This window comes from Rhizobium sp. BK399 (genome assembly GCF_014194695.1).
Lineage (GTDB): Bacteria > Pseudomonadota > Alphaproteobacteria > Rhizobiales > Rhizobiaceae > Rhizobium.
In genome coordinates, this window is sequence record NZ_JACIAH010000002.1 from 363,467 (window position 1) to 379,309 (window position 15,843).

Genomic DNA, 15,843 nt, shown 5'->3' on the forward strand with positions numbered 1-15,843 from the left:
AATCCGGTGCTAAGCATCCGGTTGATCAGTTTCGGGAGTGGTCACGAGGAGCGATGGCCTGGGCGGGCTTTCGGCCGCCGGGCGCTCCTCAACGGACCCGGCAACCGCGCGTAAGGCCGAGGAGAAGAAGCGAGGTAAGGGCGCGCGTGCTGTCACGCAGCGCGATGCGCCCGCGAGCAACCTGCTCAGAAATGATGATGCCCGTGTTCTTCATGGCAGCGTGTATAACCGGGGTACAAAAAACTGGCAATCCCTCCGTCTATTTTTTCGCCGCTTGCACAAAACGCGAGAGCGCCAGCATCAAACCGCCGGCAAGCAATCCCCAGAAGGCGCCGGAGATACCGGCGAACGACACGCCCGATGCCGTCACCAGAAAGGTGATGGCCGCAGCCTCCCGCGACTCCGGTGCCTGGAAAGCCGACATGGCAGAACTTGAAAATGCACCGACCAGTGCCAGACCCGCCACCGCCTGGATCAGGATCGGCGGCGCTAAAGCCACGAAGGTTGTCACCGCACCCGCGAGCAACCCGAGAATGACATAGGAGATGCCCGAGACGAGAACGGCCCAATAGCGCCGCGCCGGATCGGGATGCGCATCCTGACCGGCGCACATCGCCGCCGTGATCGCGGCGAGATTCACCGCATGACCGCCGAACGGCGCTGCGAGGATCGAGAACAGGCCAGTTACCGAAAACAGCGGCCCAGGCTTCGGCGCATAGCCGTTCACCTTCAGGACCGCGATGCCGGGAATGTTCTGCGAGGCCATGGTCACGATGAAAAGTGGCAGCGCGATGGAGACGAAAGCCGGCAGATTGAAGACAGGCATCACGAACTCGACGGGCGGCCGCAGCGCCTGTTCGATCGAACCGATCGCACCATCGGGAATGTCCACGGCGAAGGCAACCACCAGCACGAAAGCCGCAAGTGCCGCCGGCACCGCCCAGAGCCGCTTGAATGCGCCGACGACGATCCATGCGAGTACGATCGGCAAACCAAGCAACGGGTTGAACCCAATCGCCCTGACAGGGGCAAAGCACAAACCGATCAGCACACCAGCGAGCATCGCGTTGGCCAGCGGCGCGGGGATCGCCGCAACCGCACGACCAAGCGGCTTGAACAGGCCGGCAACCACGATCAGCACCGCACAGATGAGAAACGCGCCGACCGCCGCATTGAACCCACCCTCGACAACGCCGGTACTTGCCAGCAAGGCGCCACCCGGGGTGGACCAGGCGATGCTGATTGGCAGGCGCGTCACGGTGCTGAGCACGATCGCACAAAGCCCCAGTGCGATCGACAAAGCCATGAGGCCCGACGCCGCCTGCGCATCCGTCGCGCCGACACTCTGCAGGCCGTGCAGCACAACCGCAAAGGAACTGGCAAATCCCACGAAGGTGGTGAGGATGCCCATGAACAGGCTCTGAATGGAAAAGTCTTTAAGCATGGCGCAACTCGAGGAGCGGAAACTCCGCATGGAAGCCGTATCAGGCGGAGTTGCGCAAGTGCAGATTGACACCATTCGGTACCATCAACTTGCTCCGTGCACCTAGGCGTGCCGGACCCACGAAGATCAACTCCTGTCCGTTGGTCGAAAAGTCCGCAGTTCCATCACCATAGAAGGTCTCGCCCTGCAGCCCGGAAGTGTGGGAGCCGTTCGATCTCCCGCGCGACTGGAACGAAAGCGCTTTCGACACCAGCGTGCGGGTGCTCGTGATGCAGATTGGGCACCTCGCCGCGGTTTGGTCGCGGAACACAAAAAAAACGCCCCCGCCTGCCTTCCGGCAAGCAGGGGCGCTTCTCATAGTGCAAAAATCAGATCTCGGACTGCGACGTCACGATGCGCGAAACGAGGCCGTAGGCCTTGGCTTCTTCGGCGGACAGCCAGTAGTCGCGATCGGTATCGGCAGCGATCTTCTCGTAAGGCTGCCCCGTTGCTTCCGACATAATCTTGTTCAGGCGCTCGTTCATCTTGATGATCTCGCGAGCCTGGATTTCGATGTCGGACGCCATGCCGCGCGTGCCACCGGACGGTTGGTGGAGCAGGAAGCGCGTGTTCGGCAGGCAAATGCGCTGTTCCTTCGGCGCCGCGACATAGATCAGCGCGCCGGCCGAGGCGACCCAGCCGGTCCCGATCATCCAAACCTTCGGCTTGATGAACTTGATCATGTCGTGGATCGAATCGCCGGATTCGACATGACCGCCGGGCGAGTTGACGTAGATGCGAATATCGTCGTCATTGGCGGCCGCGAGCGCCACAAGCTGCGTGCAGACTTTCTGCGCCAGTTCCTGCGTGATCGGCCCGTAGATGAAGATCGAACGCGACTTGAAAAGGTTCGCCTCCGTTTCCTTGCCGAGCGGCAGTTCCTTCGTCTTGTCGTCCTGTTCTTCTTCTTCGTACATTCGAACCTCTCTTACGTCCAATTCGGTTCACCGCACATAGTGCGACTCCATGCGTAAAACAATGCGGGAAAAAGACAAGCCACGGAACGGGTGAAGATATGGTTAGGCAGCCAGGCCAGATTACCGCAATGTAACTTGGCGTGGCTTTGAAAAGTCGAAATCCATACCTACGTCATCTCTTAGCGAACGATCGCGAGAAACAAGGAGACCGGCCATGTCCCCCGAAGAACGCCAATTGTTGACGGCCCTTTTCGACCGTGTCCGCACCGCCTCGACGACGCCGCGTGACCATGACGCCGAGGCATTGATTGATCAGGGAACACGTCAGCAGCCCTACGCCGCCTACTATCTCGCACAGGCCGTGATCGTGCAGGAAAAGGGGCTGGAAGCGGCAGCCAATCATATCAAGCAACTGGAAGAGCGCGTTCGCTTGCTCGAGGCCGACCAAAGCGAATACCACAAGGCCGAACAGGGCGGCGGCTTCCTCAGTTCGATCTTCGGCAGCAGCCAGACGCCGCAGCAGCCGGCATCTCCGACGCCTTCCACGGGTCCTTGGGGAAGTACCCCGCGGCAGCAAATCCAGCAGGACCGCGGCTTCGATGCCACGCCTCGCGCAATACAGCAGCCTACCGGACCATGGAGCTCACCGGCGGCCTCCCCCTCCGCTGGCGGCAGCTTCTTGCAGGGCGCGCTCGGAACCGCAGCCGGCGTCGCCGGCGGCATGTTGCTTGCCAATTCGCTGAGCGGTATTTTCGGCAGCCACGCATCGTCGCTTGGCTGGGGCTCGCCGCTCGCCGGCAACAATCCCTTCGGCAACGCGCCGACCGAAGAGACCGTCATCAACAACTATTTCAATAACGACGGCGACAAGCAGCAGGCAGCCGGCAACGCCGCGAATAGCAACAACGACGATAACAGCAACGACGACGCTGACGTTGTGCAGCAGGCCAGCTACGACAACAACGACGACGACGTTGCTGACGATGATCAGTCCGATTTCGGCAATGACGACAGCTTCAACGCTTAGCTGCTCGCGTCGCCGCGAACCTGAGATATGGGAGCGCGGGGCCTTTGCGCACATCGTCTGTGACGAAATACGTCTTCGCTGCCGGCTAGGTTTCGGTGGGCACAACGGGAGGCCGATTGATAAGCCGGGAGCGGACGAATAAGGTCCGGCGACATGACCTATCTGGCGGAGCAGCGGTGAAGATCCTCATTATCAGTCGGAAAGCCGAGGAAAAAAGACGAGAGTTTCAATCGCGGCAAATGCAAAAGCTGGGACTGGATTTCGAGTTTCTGGACGCGTTCGAAGCAGGCGACCTGTCCGTCGAAGAGTGCCAGAAGGCAGCAAACACCTGGCCGAGTCCGACACTGCGCGAGGATGTCGCCTGCTTCACCTCGCACAGGATGGCCTGGAAAGTCATCATCGAACGAAACGAACGAACACTGATCCTCGAAGACGACGCGGTATTATCCGAGAACTTTAACGACGCGATCAGGAGCATCAAAGGCCGCGGCGACAACTGGGACCGGGTCTACGATCTGGAATTCGCGCCTCGCCCACATATCCTCGCAAGGTCACCCGTTTGGACCGATGGCATCCATCGCGCGACGCGGGTGTTTCAGAACCGCGTCGGCACCGCCGGCTACATCATCGGTCCGCGTGCGGCTGCGAAAATGCTGGCAGATACCAAGAACTACGCCCTCATCGACGCTTATTTCTGGCATCGCGCATGGCTGAAGGCCTACCAGATCGAGCCGGCACCCGTCGTCCAGATGCAATTCCTCGACGGTAGCGCCGACAGGTCGGCGTTTGTGCGCAAATCCATAGACCGAGCTTTCACGCCGCAAGGCAGGCTGCGCAAGAACCTGCTGCGGCTCTGGCTTGAAAGCATCAAGGCGAGAAATCTTGTCAGAGGCTGGCTCGGCGGCGAAAAGCGCCCGCTGCAGATCGACCGAGCGAGCTTCGTGTCCGATGCTGAGCCCGCAGCGACAGCTTCCGCCTAGTCAACGCCCACACCGCAAAAGCTCCTAGCCGCGGCCGCGGTAAGTCGCAACGCCCTGATCCGGCAGCCACACGCCCTCCGGCGGCTTGCCGGTCTGCCAGAAGACGTCGATCGGAATGCCCCCGCGCGGATACCAGTAGGCGCCTATCCTCAGCCACTTCGGATCGAGCAACTCGACCAGCCGCTTGGCGATGTAGATCGAGCAATCCTCGTGGAAGGCACCATGGTTGCGGAACGCATGCAGAAAAAGCTTCAGCGACTTCGATTCCACCAACCATTCGTTCGGGATGTAGTCGATGACGATATGGGCGAAATCCGGCTGACCGGTCATCGGGCAAAGCGACGTGAACTCCGGCGCCGTGAAGCGGACGACATAGTCGGTGCCGACGTGGCTCGCGGGCACCTTCTCCAACACCGCTTCCTCGGGTGACTTGGGTGATTCCGTTTGGCTGCCCAGCATGGACAGGTTGGATACGTCTGTTGTGGGCATTCAAGCCTCCTTGATGACTTTGACGCGAATGCCGTGGGCCTTTTCGCCCTCGGGTTCCACGTGAATGGCGATGCTGGAGCCCGGATGCACGGTACGGATGGCATCTTCAAGGCGATCGCAGATATCGTGCGCCTGCCTTACAGACATGGCGGCGGGCACGACAAGATGGAAATCGACGAAGGTGACGGCGCCCGCGCGCCGGGTCTTCAGATCGTGAACCCCGATTGAGCCTGCGGCGTGGGTGGCAATGGCCTGCTTGATCGCCTCTTCCTCTTCGAGTGTGACGGCCTGATCCATCAATCCGCCAATCGAATGCGAGATGACCTTCCAGCCCTGATAGAGAATGTTGATGGCGACCAGGATCGCGAGCACGGGGTCGAAGATCGCGTAACCGGTGGCTAGCGCCAGCAGCAGACCGATGAGGACTCCGACGGACGTGACGACGTCGGACATAATGTGCTGGCCGTCCGCTGTCAGCGCTGCCGAGCGATACTTGCGCCCGGTCCGGATCAGCAACTGCGCCCAAACCGCATTAATCACACCGGCGACAAAGTTGATGGCAAGGCCGAGCACGGGCGCATCCAGCATCCGCGGATCGGAAAGATGCCCGATCGCCTCGTTGACGATCAACAGCGCCGCGACGACAATCAGCACGCCCTCGGTGACCGCCGAAAGATATTCCGCCTTGTGATGGCCGAAGGGGTGATCGTGGTCGGCCGGTTTTTGCGCATAGCGGATGACGAAGAATGCGATGAAGGCGGCGACGACGTTCACCGTCGATTCGAGTCCGTCCGACAGCAGCGCCACCGAACCGGTCACCCACCATGCAACCATCTTCAGACCCATGACGCCGAGCGACATCGGGATCCCCCAGAGCGCCAGCCTCCGAACCGTGAGATTTCCTTTTCCGTTCATATCGATACCCCTGCGCCGATCTTCAGTGCGGATGCGAACGAATTGCAGAAACCATGCCATTCAAACGCAAAACCGCCCACGCGAAAATCGCGCAGGCGGCCAATGGCCGGTGATATGTGCCAAAATGCTTATTTTGTCAAACAGCCTGTGCGAAGTCCTAACCGGCACTCCACGGAAAAGTTGACCGACTTTCGGCAATACTCTGGGCGGCTAGGTGCCGGATATTGCAGGCGCCTCTTCAACTTGCGGGGCAGGCTGCGCGAAATCGCGAATGACCCAAAGAAGCGGAGTGTCCGGACCACCGTCGAAAGTTGTCGTCTGTCCATTGAGCGTGAAAGTAACCATCGTCGAGCGTCAATTTCTCGGCCGGACCCGCTGCGGGCCCAGCGAGCATCGCACGACGGCTAAGCTAGGGCATCACGGAGGCTTGACCATGCGCTGCCTATAAAGGTTGCCTTACGGAAGGCCGACCCAACATATCTGGAGAGCGCGTAGCTCCGCGGTGGACTTCGAGTTGAGCAGAGCTGACTAGGTCGTCAGGAGTTCTCTGCCGAGCCCACGGCGCTGAAGGCCCCCGAAGCGCAGTCCCTTTCAACAGCAACGCTGATTGTTTGCGGCCACCGAAGGAGGGCCGCCTCACCAGCTGGCGTCAATGCATAGACGCCCTTCTCCTGGCGCTCGAACCAGCCATAGACATTGCCAAGCAGGATGTTGCCCGCATCCGGCGCCAGCGCCTTCATGTCGCGGGGCCGCACCAGCCCTTGCTGTAGCGCAGCGGCGCAGAGCAGAGCCCGCTGTCGGTAGGCCGTCATGACAGGGGCGCGCGAGCCGCCGCCTACCACCGGATCACCGCGCCGACGCTGATGCTCTCTAACAAGCCGCGACCGACGCTTCGGATTGGTGCGCGGCATCGGCGAGACCGAGCTGACGATGACACTGACCTCGCCGGCATCGGAGACACCCAGCATACCGATCCCCAGCCGACGGCAGAGATCACGATAGCGCTTGTCAGCCTCGCGCCCCCGTCCCTTGGCGGAAACGCGAGCGGCGATCCACACTTCATCGCTTACCGCTGCTCGATCGACCGCCTGTAGCACAAGTTCGAGGTTGAAACTCAGCTTCAACTCACACACCACGACGACGGGCGGGTCTCCCTCGCTCAGGCCGACGAGATCGCATCCGCCGATTTCGCCTTTCACGACATAGCCCGCCGCTTCCAGGAAGGCTTTGACCGGCAAATAGAGCGAGGTTTCCATTGCGCTGTGATCAGGAATTGAGGTCGGCAATCTCACCATGCCGGGCAAGCAGCCGCGGCGACGACATATCGCCAGTCTCCTCGTCGACCATTACGGCATAAGCCGCAACACCGACGAAGCGCGAGGCCATCGAGGTCGCAATCTTCTCCGCACTGACCGCGTTCGATGCCTGGCGCATCTCACCTGGCACAAGGTTGCCGCGGTTCTTGCGGTACGGGAGGACGATAAACTTCTCAGCAGCCACGATGATATTCCTCATTTATCGTTCTTGAAATGTTCTGATTTGACGTCAGGAGTCAACCGCTTAACGCCATGGGCACCGACCTTCTGGGAGCGTCGACAGCGAACGTGCTCTCCTCGACCGGAGGAAAGCACATCGCCCAATTCAGGAACTGCCAACTCAGAAAATCCCGAGTGCTGTCGTGGTCACGCCGCCTTGGTCTTTGCCTTGCGCGACAGATGCGCCACCACATTCTCGATCATCCGCATGCCGGCGTCGCCGCCGAGCGTCATGATCGATTCCGGGTGGAACTGCACCGCGGCGATCGGCTCCTTCTCGTGCTCGATCCCCATGATCGTGCCGTCTTCGCTTTCCGCCGTGATGATGAAGTCGCGCGGCAGCGTCGAAGGATCGGCAAAGATCGAGTGGTAGCGCCCGACTGTCACCTCCTTGCCGAGACCAGAAAACACGATTCCCGGCTCCAGCACCCGGATGCGCGACGGCTTGCCATGCATCGGCAACGCCAGATGCCTGAGCTCGCCCCCATAGGCTTCCGCCAGTGCCTGCAGGCCAAGGCAGACACCGAAGATCGGTAGGTTGCGCGCCCGCGCCTTCTTGATCGTCGCCTTGCAATCGAAATCCTTCGGATTGCCCGGCCCAGGCGACAGCACGACGAGATCGGGATCCAGCCGGTCGAAGATTTCCTCCGGCACTGGCGTGCGCACCGTAGAAACGGTGGCGCCCGTCTGCCGGAAGTAGTTGGCAAGCGTATGGACGAAGCTGTCTTCGTGATCAACGAGCAGGATCTTGACGCCCTTGCCGACGGCAGCAACGTCGCGGCTAACCTTGCTAGAATTGCCGGCCTTGGCATCGCGGATGGCGGAAAGCATGGCGGAGGCCTTCAGTTCGGTTTCGGCTTCTTCTTCGTTCGGATCGGAATCGTTGAGCAAGGTCGCCCCTGCCCGCACTTCCGCGATCCCGTCCTTGATCCTGACGGTACGCAGCGTCAGGCCGGTGTTCATGTCACCGTTGAAGCCGACCATGCCGATGGCACCGCCATACCAGGCGCGCGGGCTCTTTTCGTGGCTCTCGATGAAGCGCATCGCCCAGAGCTTCGGCGCGCCGGTGACAGTCACGGCCCAGGCGTGGCTGAGGAAGCCGTCGAAGGCATCCATATCGTCGCGCAGTCGGCCCTCGATATGATCGACGGTGTGGATCAATCGCGAATACATCTCGATCTGGCGGCGACCGATGACCTTCACCGAACCCGGCTCGCAAACGCGGCTCTTGTCGTTGCGGTCGACGTCCGAGCACATTGTCAGTTCGGATTCATCCTTCTTGGAGTTCAGCAGCTTAAGGATCTGCTCGCTGTCGGCGATCGGATCGTCGCCCCGCTTGATCGTGCCTGAAATGGGGCAGGTCTCGATGCGGCGGCCCGAGACGCGTACGAACATTTCAGGCGACGCACCGACCAGATATTCCTGATTGCCGAGATTAATGAAGAAGGAATAGGGCGACGGATTGATCGCCTTCAGCCGCTTGGAAATGTCGGACGGCTTGCTGTCGCACCTCTCCATGAACTTCTGCCCAGGCACCACCTCGAAAAGGTCACCCTTGCGGAAGCTCTCCTTCGCCTTGACAACGAGGTCGGCATATTCCCCCGGGCGATGATCGCTCTTCGGCGGAATGGCGTCGGTGCGCTGGAACGGCTCGGCCGGAATGTCGCCGGCCTTGCCCTCTGTCGACAGCCCGTCCTTTTCAAAATCGTAGCGGTCGATCCAGGCCTTGGCCGAGTAGTTGTCGACGACGAGAATTTCGTCCGGGAGATAGAGCACCATGTCCCGCTGGTCGGACGGGCGAGTCAGCTTCAGGTTGATCGCATCGAACTGGAAGGCGAGATCGTAGCCAAAGGCACCGTAGAACCCGAGGTTGGCATCCGCCTGCGAATAAAAGAGGTCGGTGATGGCGCGCAGCACGGTGAAGACAGTCGGAATCTTCGAGCGTTCCTCTTCGGTAAACGCGCGCTCCGGCGCCTTCACCGTTAGGTCGAGGCGGCGGGTCGTGGAACCACCGAGCACCAGGTCTGAAATCGTCTTCAGGCGCTCGGCAATCAAGGAGAGAATCACCTCACCGCGCTCGTTGTAGGCTTCGATCCAGACCTCGCGGCCATGGCAGGAAATGCCGAGCGGTGGATCGACGATGGCAGTGTCCCAACGGGTGTAGCGGCCCGGATATTCATAGTTCGACGAGAAGACAGCGCCGCGGCGCTCGTCGAGTTTGTCGACATAGGACGAAACCGCATCGCCATAGGGGATCGCCCGCCGCTGCCGGGTGACGGTGATGCCACCTCGTGTCTCGTAGATTTCCGCTCCGTCATCCCGAAGGATCGTTACCATTGTTCCACTCCGTTATCGGGCCCGGATGACAGGCAGCCTTAAAAACAAAAAAGCCGCCTGGCGTTTTCCGGGCGGCTCACTCGTCGTCTTTGGACACGATTGGTCGAGGCCGCCTCAGCGAGCCCACCACCAAACTGCAATGTTCAAGGACGTGTTCATGGGCGAAATTGTTAGCGTGAGATCGAACCGAGCGCAAGGGCCGAATCTGGGAATGAAAAGGGCGGCACAATGGCCGCCCTTCGCTTGACTAAGCTTTGGTTTAGAACCAGGCCTTCGCAGTCACCATGAATGTCCGGCCGCGACCCGTATCGATCGTCGTCGTCTGGATCGTGCTCGAGGCCGGAGTGTAGGTCTTGTCAAAGACGTTGGTCACGCTTGCCGTCAACTCCAGGCCGTTCTCCCACTGATAGTTGGCGAAGAGATCGACAACGCCATAGCCGCTCATGAATCGCGGCCGTCCGCCATTCGTTGCATTGATTTGTCCAATGTCTGCCTGTCCGGCAGCGAATAGGCGTGTACCGACTGTCAGGCGTTGATCTTCAAGGAAGCGACCGCCGAGCGTGGCACTGAAGATGTTTTCCGGCAGGAAGCTTTGCACGCCGAAGCCGTTGATCTGCGGAGGCAGGTCGGTGTTTGTATGGGTGTAGGCAAGCTCCCCGAAGACGAAGCCGGCATCATAGGCCGCCTGGATTTCTATACCGTCCACCTTCGACGTGCCGGGATTGTTGACGAAGAAGGTCTGCCTGCCGCCGCCCGCAAACGCACCGGTGATGTAGTTGTCGATGCGGTCGTTGAAGTAGTTGGCCTTGAAGCGGAAACTGTCGCCGGCATCGAGAATGCCATCCACCTTGATGTTGGCGCCGATTTCCCAGCCCTTGGAGGTTTCCGGCTCAAGGAAGGGATTCGGGAAGAAGGCCTGCCCCGTAGCGCCTGGATGCGATCCGCCGGCGAAGGTTTCGCTAATCGTCGGTGCGCGCTGCGTCTCGGCATATGTCACATAAGGCTGGAACCATTCAGTAGGATTCAGCGCGAAGGTGACGCTTGGGTTCAGGCGCCCATCGGACTTATCGACGGTGTAAGGACCGGCCGGCATTCCGAGGGGGTTGCTGGCAACGACCGAGCCCGAGCCGTCGAGATCGAAATGGTCATAGCGCAGGCCAAGCGTCAGGTCCGCCATGCCGTAGGTGAACGTCGTCGTGTCGAAGACGCCGAGGATGCCGCTCTTGCCATCACCGTTGACGCCACCCGAAGGCTGCGTCCGGCTGTTGATCACATCGTATTTGTCGTGGAAGTATTCGACACCGTAGTTGGTGGAAACGGCAACGTTGCCAATGTCGAATTTGGACGTGTTGGAGACGTCGAAGCCGATGCCCGTGTCGGTAATGCGGCGACCGGCGGCCGTACCACCGCCCGTGGCGTTCGTGTCATACTGCATCTCAAGGCGGTTGTAGTAGAAGTTCGTCTTGAAATCGATGAGCTCGTTGTCGCCAGGCGTATAGGCGTAGCTCGCGGCAAACGTCTTGTTCTTGACGTTTTGGAAATAGGAATTCGCGAGGAAGTCGTTGTCATAGCTGATGCCGCCGAGCTTGATCGTGTTTTCGGCGTTCGGCGTAATCTCTGCCTTCAGCATGCCGGAAAGCAGGTCCTGCTCGGTATAGGGGACGGTAACGCCGTCGCCGTTCTCATAGTTGCCCGGATCACTCTTGCTGATGCCGCCGAGAACAGCAAAGACATCGTTGAACCGGTAAGCGCCGATGGCCGACTCGGACCAACCGAGTTCGTTGGTTCCGACCGTCGCCGAGACGATGCCGCCGTAGTTCTTATCACCTAGAATCAGGTCATCGATGTCGTAGGTGCGGAAATTGACCGTACCGGCCAGTGCCCCGCCACCGATGCCGGTGACTGCGCCGCGGGTCACGTCGATGCCCGCCAGGAACGCCGGGTCCACATAGGTGAAGCCCTGCGCCTCATGGCCGGTGAAGCGGAAATTCTGGCGAACGCCGTCGATCGACATGTTCACGCGGCCGGAGCCTTCGAAACCGCGAATGTTGACAGCAACGCCGGGGTTCTGCGGATTGTTGGCCGTCGACGTCCCGGGAACACTGCGCAGCAGATCGTCGGTACCCTGGCCGGCCTGCAGGTTGATCTGGTCCGCCGTGACGGTGCTGGAAGGTCCCGGCTTGTTGTAGGGATCGTTGGCCGCCTGTCGGCTGCCCTTCACGATAATGGGCGAGAGGAAAGTATCCCCCTCTGGCGCCGCCTTCTGCTCTTCGGCTGTCTGGGCAGTCGAGGGCGCACTTTGTGCAAAGGCGATGGCGGAAGGTGTAACAATGGCAAGTGCCGTGCAGGCAAGTAGAACCGAGCGCGAGTGCCGGACGATCATGAAGTCAACCCCTTGAGAGAAATGTCACCGGGCTGGCTGGTCGTGACGCGTCCGCGTTTCGATGGGCTGGCTAGGCTTTCAGACGAAGATTTTCGCCTTCTTTTTGCCGCATAAAAAACATGACTCAAATTGTCAATATATCGGATCACCGTTATCTTGATTTAATAAATCATCTTTTTGAGCATAGACATCAACGTTGCGAAATTGCAACGAAATCCGCATCCATGCGTTCTGTCCCGGGGCAACGTACAACGGGTGGATGCGTGAAGAACATCGTTGTGATTTTAGCGGCACTGAGTTGCATAGGGTTCCTGACCAGTGCACGCCTGCCGGAAAACGGCCCTCTCCCGGCAACTCGCCCCGGTAAATCAAATACGACAACGTCCGCACCGGCACCTCCCCCGATACCCGAACAGAAACCCGAAAGCGGCAAGCCCGAAACGCCGCCGGTCACGGAGGATTCTCCGAAATCCTCTGCCATCCCGGAAAAGCAGGGGCCGAAGCTTCCGTCACAACAAACGCTGGAAGAACAGCATCTGACGATTGCCGCAGAGAGTGATGCCGAGCACTCCGAATGTGTGAGGGAGTTGCAGAATCTTGGCGTCGTCTTCAAGGACATATCGCGTATCGATGATGGCAACGGCTGCGGGATCGACAAACCAATCAAGGTGTCCGAGGTGCTGCCCGGCATTACGATAAAGCCTGACGCCGTCTTTCGCTGCCCGGTCGCGCTGGCCCTTGCCCGCTGGATGAAAGAAAGCGTGATTCCCGCCGCCCGCATTGCCGCGCCTGATCAGGGAAATATCATCGGCGTCAATCAGGCTTCCTCCTACATCTGCCGCCTGCGCAATGGCGCCGAAACCGGCAAGGTGTCTGAGCACGCTCGTGGCAATGCGATTGACGTTGCGAGCTTCAGCTTTGAAAAAGGGAAGGACATCGCGGTCCAACCGCGACGCGAGGATTCCACATTGATCGGTGCGTTCCAGCGCACGGTGAGCGCCGCGGGTTGCCTCTTCTTTACCACGGTCCTCGACCCGGAAAGCGACGCTGCGCACGAAACCCACTTCCATCTCGATGTGCTGGAGCGCAAGGGCGGCTATCGGTATTGCCATTAGTTTTCAGCGACTTGCGCGAATCCTCTGAATCAAGCCGTCAGCGGCTTGATTCAGTTTCGAAACGTCGCCGCCCTAGAACAGTCCCTCGATGTAGCCCTGATCGTTGAGATAGATCCGCTCCGCCGACGGTGACCTCGGCAGGCCGGGCATGGTCATGATCTCGCCCGTAATGGCGACGACAAAACCAGCGCCCGCCGCAAGACGCACCTCGCGAACCGGGACGATATGCCCTTCCGGCGCGCCCCGAAGGTTCGGATCGGTCGAAAACGAGTACTGCGTCTTCGCCATGCAGACCGGCAGATGCCCGTAGCCCTGTTCCTCCCAGGCTACGAGTTGATCCCTCACCGCCTTGTCCGCGGTCACCTCCCCCGCATGATAAATCTTCGAAGCCACTATCTCGATCTTCTCGAACAGCGAAACATCGTCGGGGTAGAGCGGCTCAAATCGCGACTGTCCCGATTCCGCGAGCTCGACCACTTTGTAGGCGAGCTCTTCGATGCCGGCGGAGCCCTCCGCCCAGTGCCGGCAGAGGATCGCCTCTGCTCCCAGCCGCGAGACATACTCTTTCACCGCAATGATTTCCGCGTCGGTGTCCGAGACGAAGTGATTGATGGCGACAACGACGGGAACGCCGAACTTGCGAACATTGGCGACATGGCGGCCGAGATTGGAGCAGCCCTTCTTCAGCGCGGCGACGTTCTCGGCTCCAAGATCATCCTTCTTCACACCGCCATTCATCTTGAGCGCGCGCACAGTCGCAACGATGACGGCGGCATCCGGCTTGAGGCCCGCCTTGCGGCATTTGATGTCAAAGAACTTCTCAGCCCCGAGATCCGCGCCGAAGCCCGCCTCGGTCACGACATAGTCGCCAAGCTTCAACGCCGTCTTCGTGGCGATCACCGAGTTGCAACCGTGGGCGATATTGGCGAAGGGACCGCCGTGCACGAAAGCCGGATTGTTTTCCAGCGTCTGGACGAGATTGGGCTGCATGGCGTCCTTCAGAAGAACTGCCATCGCGCCATCCGCTTTCAAATCACGCGCATAGACGGCCGTTTTGTCGCGCCGGTAGCCGACGATGATGTTGCCGAGACGCTCTTCCAGATCTTTGAGATCGCGGGCAAGGCAGAGGATCGCCATCACCTCGGAAGCGACGGTGATGTCGAAACCGTTCTGCCGGGGAAAGCCGTTGGCGACACCACCAAGCGAAGAGACCATTTCGCGTAGCGCCCGGTCGTTCATGTCCATCACGCGTCGCCATGTGACGCGCCTGAGGTCGATATCCTGCTCGTTGCCCCAATAGATATGATTGTCGATCATCGCGGCGAGCAGATTGTGGGCCGATGTGATCGCATGGAAGTCGCCGGTAAAATGCAGGTTGATGTCTTCCATCGGAATGACTTGTGCATAGCCGCCGCCGGCAGCTCCGCCCTTCACGCCGAAGCACGGCCCGAGCGAGGCCTCGCGGATACAGACGATTGCCTTCTTGCCGATCCGGTTCAATCCGTCGCCAAGACCGACTGTCGTCGTCGTCTTGCCCTCACCCGCGGGTGTTGGATTGATTGCCGTCACAAGGATCAGCCTGCCATCGGGCTTATCAGCTTGCTCCGCGATGAACTCGGCGCTGAGCTTGGCTTTATCGTGGCCATACGGCGCGAGTTGCGCCTGAGGGATTCCAAGCTTTGAACCGATTTCGAAGATCGGCTTCTTTTCAGCGGCGCGCGCAATCTCGATGTCGGACTTATATGCTGCCATCCCCGTTCCCCAGTTTTCCGCGCTCGATCGGCGCCCCATTTGTTACAACGGGATAGCGAAATATGCCGACTGTGGATAGTGCGCAGGTTGCCCAAGGCTCATCCAAGCCGCTATCTCTAGGCATCGATTCCGTACGTCACGAGGACAAGCCATGAAATCACTCGAACTCATTGTCGAGCGCATCATTCTTTCTAGCCGCTGGATACTCGTGGCCTTCTACCTCGGCCTGTCCCTGGCGCTGGCGGTTTATGCCGTCTCATTCGGCTATAAATTCCTGAAGGTCGCGGGCGGCGTATTCGTGCTCGATGAGGGTGAAATGATCCTCGCCATGCTCGGGCTGATCGACGCCGCGCTGGTCGCCAGCCTGATCGTCATGGTGATGATCTCCGGTTACGAGAACTTCGTCAGCCGCTTCGACGAAAGTGACACCGATGTCTCGTTCATCGGCAAGCTCGACGCAGGCAGCCTCAAGATCAAGGTAGCTTCGTCGATCGTAGCCATTTCATCGATCCACCTGCTGCAGGTCTTCCTCAACGCTGAACAATATACCGACGGTAAGATTATGTGGCTGACGGCGATGCATCTCGCCTTCGTCGTCTCGGCGGTACTGCTCGGCTTTCTCGAGCAACTGACTAAAAAGAGCAAAACGACAGACTAGGTTTAATTGTAATATGATTCGGGGCCGCGTCCCTGAGCGCCTCCAATTTTATGTCACGCGGCGGACCTCTGCGCTTTCGCGTTCGCAGGTTCGTCGCCCTGAGTTGCGGTCCAAGCAAGCTCAAACACAACCGCAGATCGATATTCTGTGGTTAAATTAATACATCGAAATTAATCACTGCGCGCCAGGCCGTTTCGTACTAGCAAATATATCAGTTTGCATATTTTATCGCGGCAACTTGAAGGTAAGCAG

The 15,843-nt window shown here is 59.7% G+C and carries 13 protein-coding genes and 1 pseudogene; 4 read left to right on the forward strand and 10 right to left on the reverse strand.

Features of this window, described 5'->3' with window-relative positions; translation table 11 throughout:
- Positions 1-259: 259 nt before the first annotated feature.
- Together FHT97_RS08265 and FHT97_RS08270 are read right to left on the reverse strand one after the other, a co-directional pair.
- Complete coding sequence (locus FHT97_RS08265) at positions 260-1,444, reverse strand: benzoate/H(+) symporter BenE family transporter (RefSeq protein WP_183861230.1); 1,185 nt, start codon at positions 1,442-1,444, stop codon at positions 260-262.
- A 368-nt stretch (positions 1,445-1,812) separates the two neighbouring features.
- On the reverse strand, positions 1,813-2,400 hold the full coding sequence (locus FHT97_RS08270) for an ATP-dependent Clp protease proteolytic subunit (RefSeq protein WP_114713385.1): 588 nt from the start codon (positions 2,398-2,400) through the stop codon (positions 1,813-1,815).
- Positions 2,401-2,614: 214 nt separating this feature from the next.
- Here FHT97_RS08270 and FHT97_RS08275 point away from each other — a divergent pair, with 214 nt between their 5' ends.
- Positions 2,615-3,427: a DUF2076 domain-containing protein gene (locus FHT97_RS08275; protein WP_183861233.1), complete on the forward strand. Its 813-nt coding sequence runs from the start codon at positions 2,615-2,617 to the stop codon at positions 3,425-3,427.
- 176 nt (positions 3,428-3,603) lie between these two features.
- Positions 3,604-4,407 carry a glycosyltransferase family 25 protein gene (locus FHT97_RS08280; RefSeq protein WP_183861235.1) on the forward strand — a complete coding sequence of 268 codons (804 nt, stop codon included), beginning with the start codon at positions 3,604-3,606 and terminating at the stop codon, positions 4,405-4,407.
- Between the two features lie 24 nt (positions 4,408-4,431).
- On the opposite strand, the gene queF is transcribed toward FHT97_RS08280, so the two are convergent.
- The 7 genes and pseudogenes from queF to FHT97_RS08310 form a co-directional block, all read right to left on the reverse strand.
- On the reverse strand, positions 4,432-4,896 hold the full coding sequence (queF, locus tag FHT97_RS08285) for a preQ(1) synthase (protein ID WP_183754127.1): 465 nt from the start codon (positions 4,894-4,896) through the stop codon (positions 4,432-4,434).
- A complete protein-coding gene (gene emfA, locus FHT97_RS08290; protein WP_183861237.1) occupies positions 4,897-5,811 on the reverse strand; it encodes a CDF family cation efflux transporter EmfA in 915 nt (304 codons plus the stop codon). It lies immediately after the preceding gene.
- 255 nt (positions 5,812-6,066) lie between these two features.
- A pseudogene (locus tag FHT97_RS31530) lies at positions 6,067-6,156 on the reverse strand ((2Fe-2S)-binding protein); the annotation flags it as partial.
- Between the two features lie 191 nt (positions 6,157-6,347).
- Positions 6,348-7,067, reverse strand: a complete 720-nt coding sequence (locus tag FHT97_RS08295) for a DUF2161 family putative PD-(D/E)XK-type phosphodiesterase (protein ID WP_183861239.1) — start codon at positions 7,065-7,067, stop codon at positions 6,348-6,350.
- Between the two features lie 10 nt (positions 7,068-7,077).
- Complete coding sequence (locus tag FHT97_RS08300) at positions 7,078-7,314, reverse strand: hypothetical protein (RefSeq protein ID WP_183861426.1); 237 nt, start codon at positions 7,312-7,314, stop codon at positions 7,078-7,080.
- Positions 7,315-7,493: 179 nt separating this feature from the next.
- Complete coding sequence (locus FHT97_RS08305; RefSeq protein ID WP_183861241.1) at positions 7,494-9,683, reverse strand: anthranilate synthase; 2,190 nt, start codon at positions 9,681-9,683, stop codon at positions 7,494-7,496.
- A gap of 259 nt (positions 9,684-9,942) precedes the next feature.
- Positions 9,943-12,066, reverse strand: coding sequence for a TonB-dependent receptor (locus FHT97_RS08310; RefSeq protein ID WP_183861243.1), 2,124 nt, complete (start codon positions 12,064-12,066; stop codon positions 9,943-9,945).
- Positions 12,067-12,329: 263 nt separating this feature from the next.
- Between FHT97_RS08310 and FHT97_RS08315 the strand changes: the two genes are divergently transcribed.
- Positions 12,330-13,181 carry an extensin family protein gene (locus tag FHT97_RS08315; protein ID WP_183861429.1) on the forward strand — a complete coding sequence of 284 codons (852 nt, stop codon included), beginning with the start codon at positions 12,330-12,332 and terminating at the stop codon, positions 13,179-13,181.
- Between the two features lie 72 nt (positions 13,182-13,253).
- Here FHT97_RS08315 and FHT97_RS08320 read toward each other — a convergent pair whose 3' ends face one another.
- On the reverse strand, positions 13,254-14,933 hold the full coding sequence (locus FHT97_RS08320) for a formate--tetrahydrofolate ligase (RefSeq protein ID WP_183754116.1): 1,680 nt from the start codon (positions 14,931-14,933) through the stop codon (positions 13,254-13,256).
- Positions 14,934-15,084: 151 nt separating this feature from the next.
- Here FHT97_RS08320 and FHT97_RS08325 point away from each other — a divergent pair, with 151 nt between their 5' ends.
- A complete protein-coding gene (locus FHT97_RS08325; RefSeq protein WP_183754114.1) occupies positions 15,085-15,591 on the forward strand; it encodes a TIGR00645 family protein in 507 nt (168 codons plus the stop codon).
- Positions 15,592-15,843: the final 252 nt, after the last annotated feature.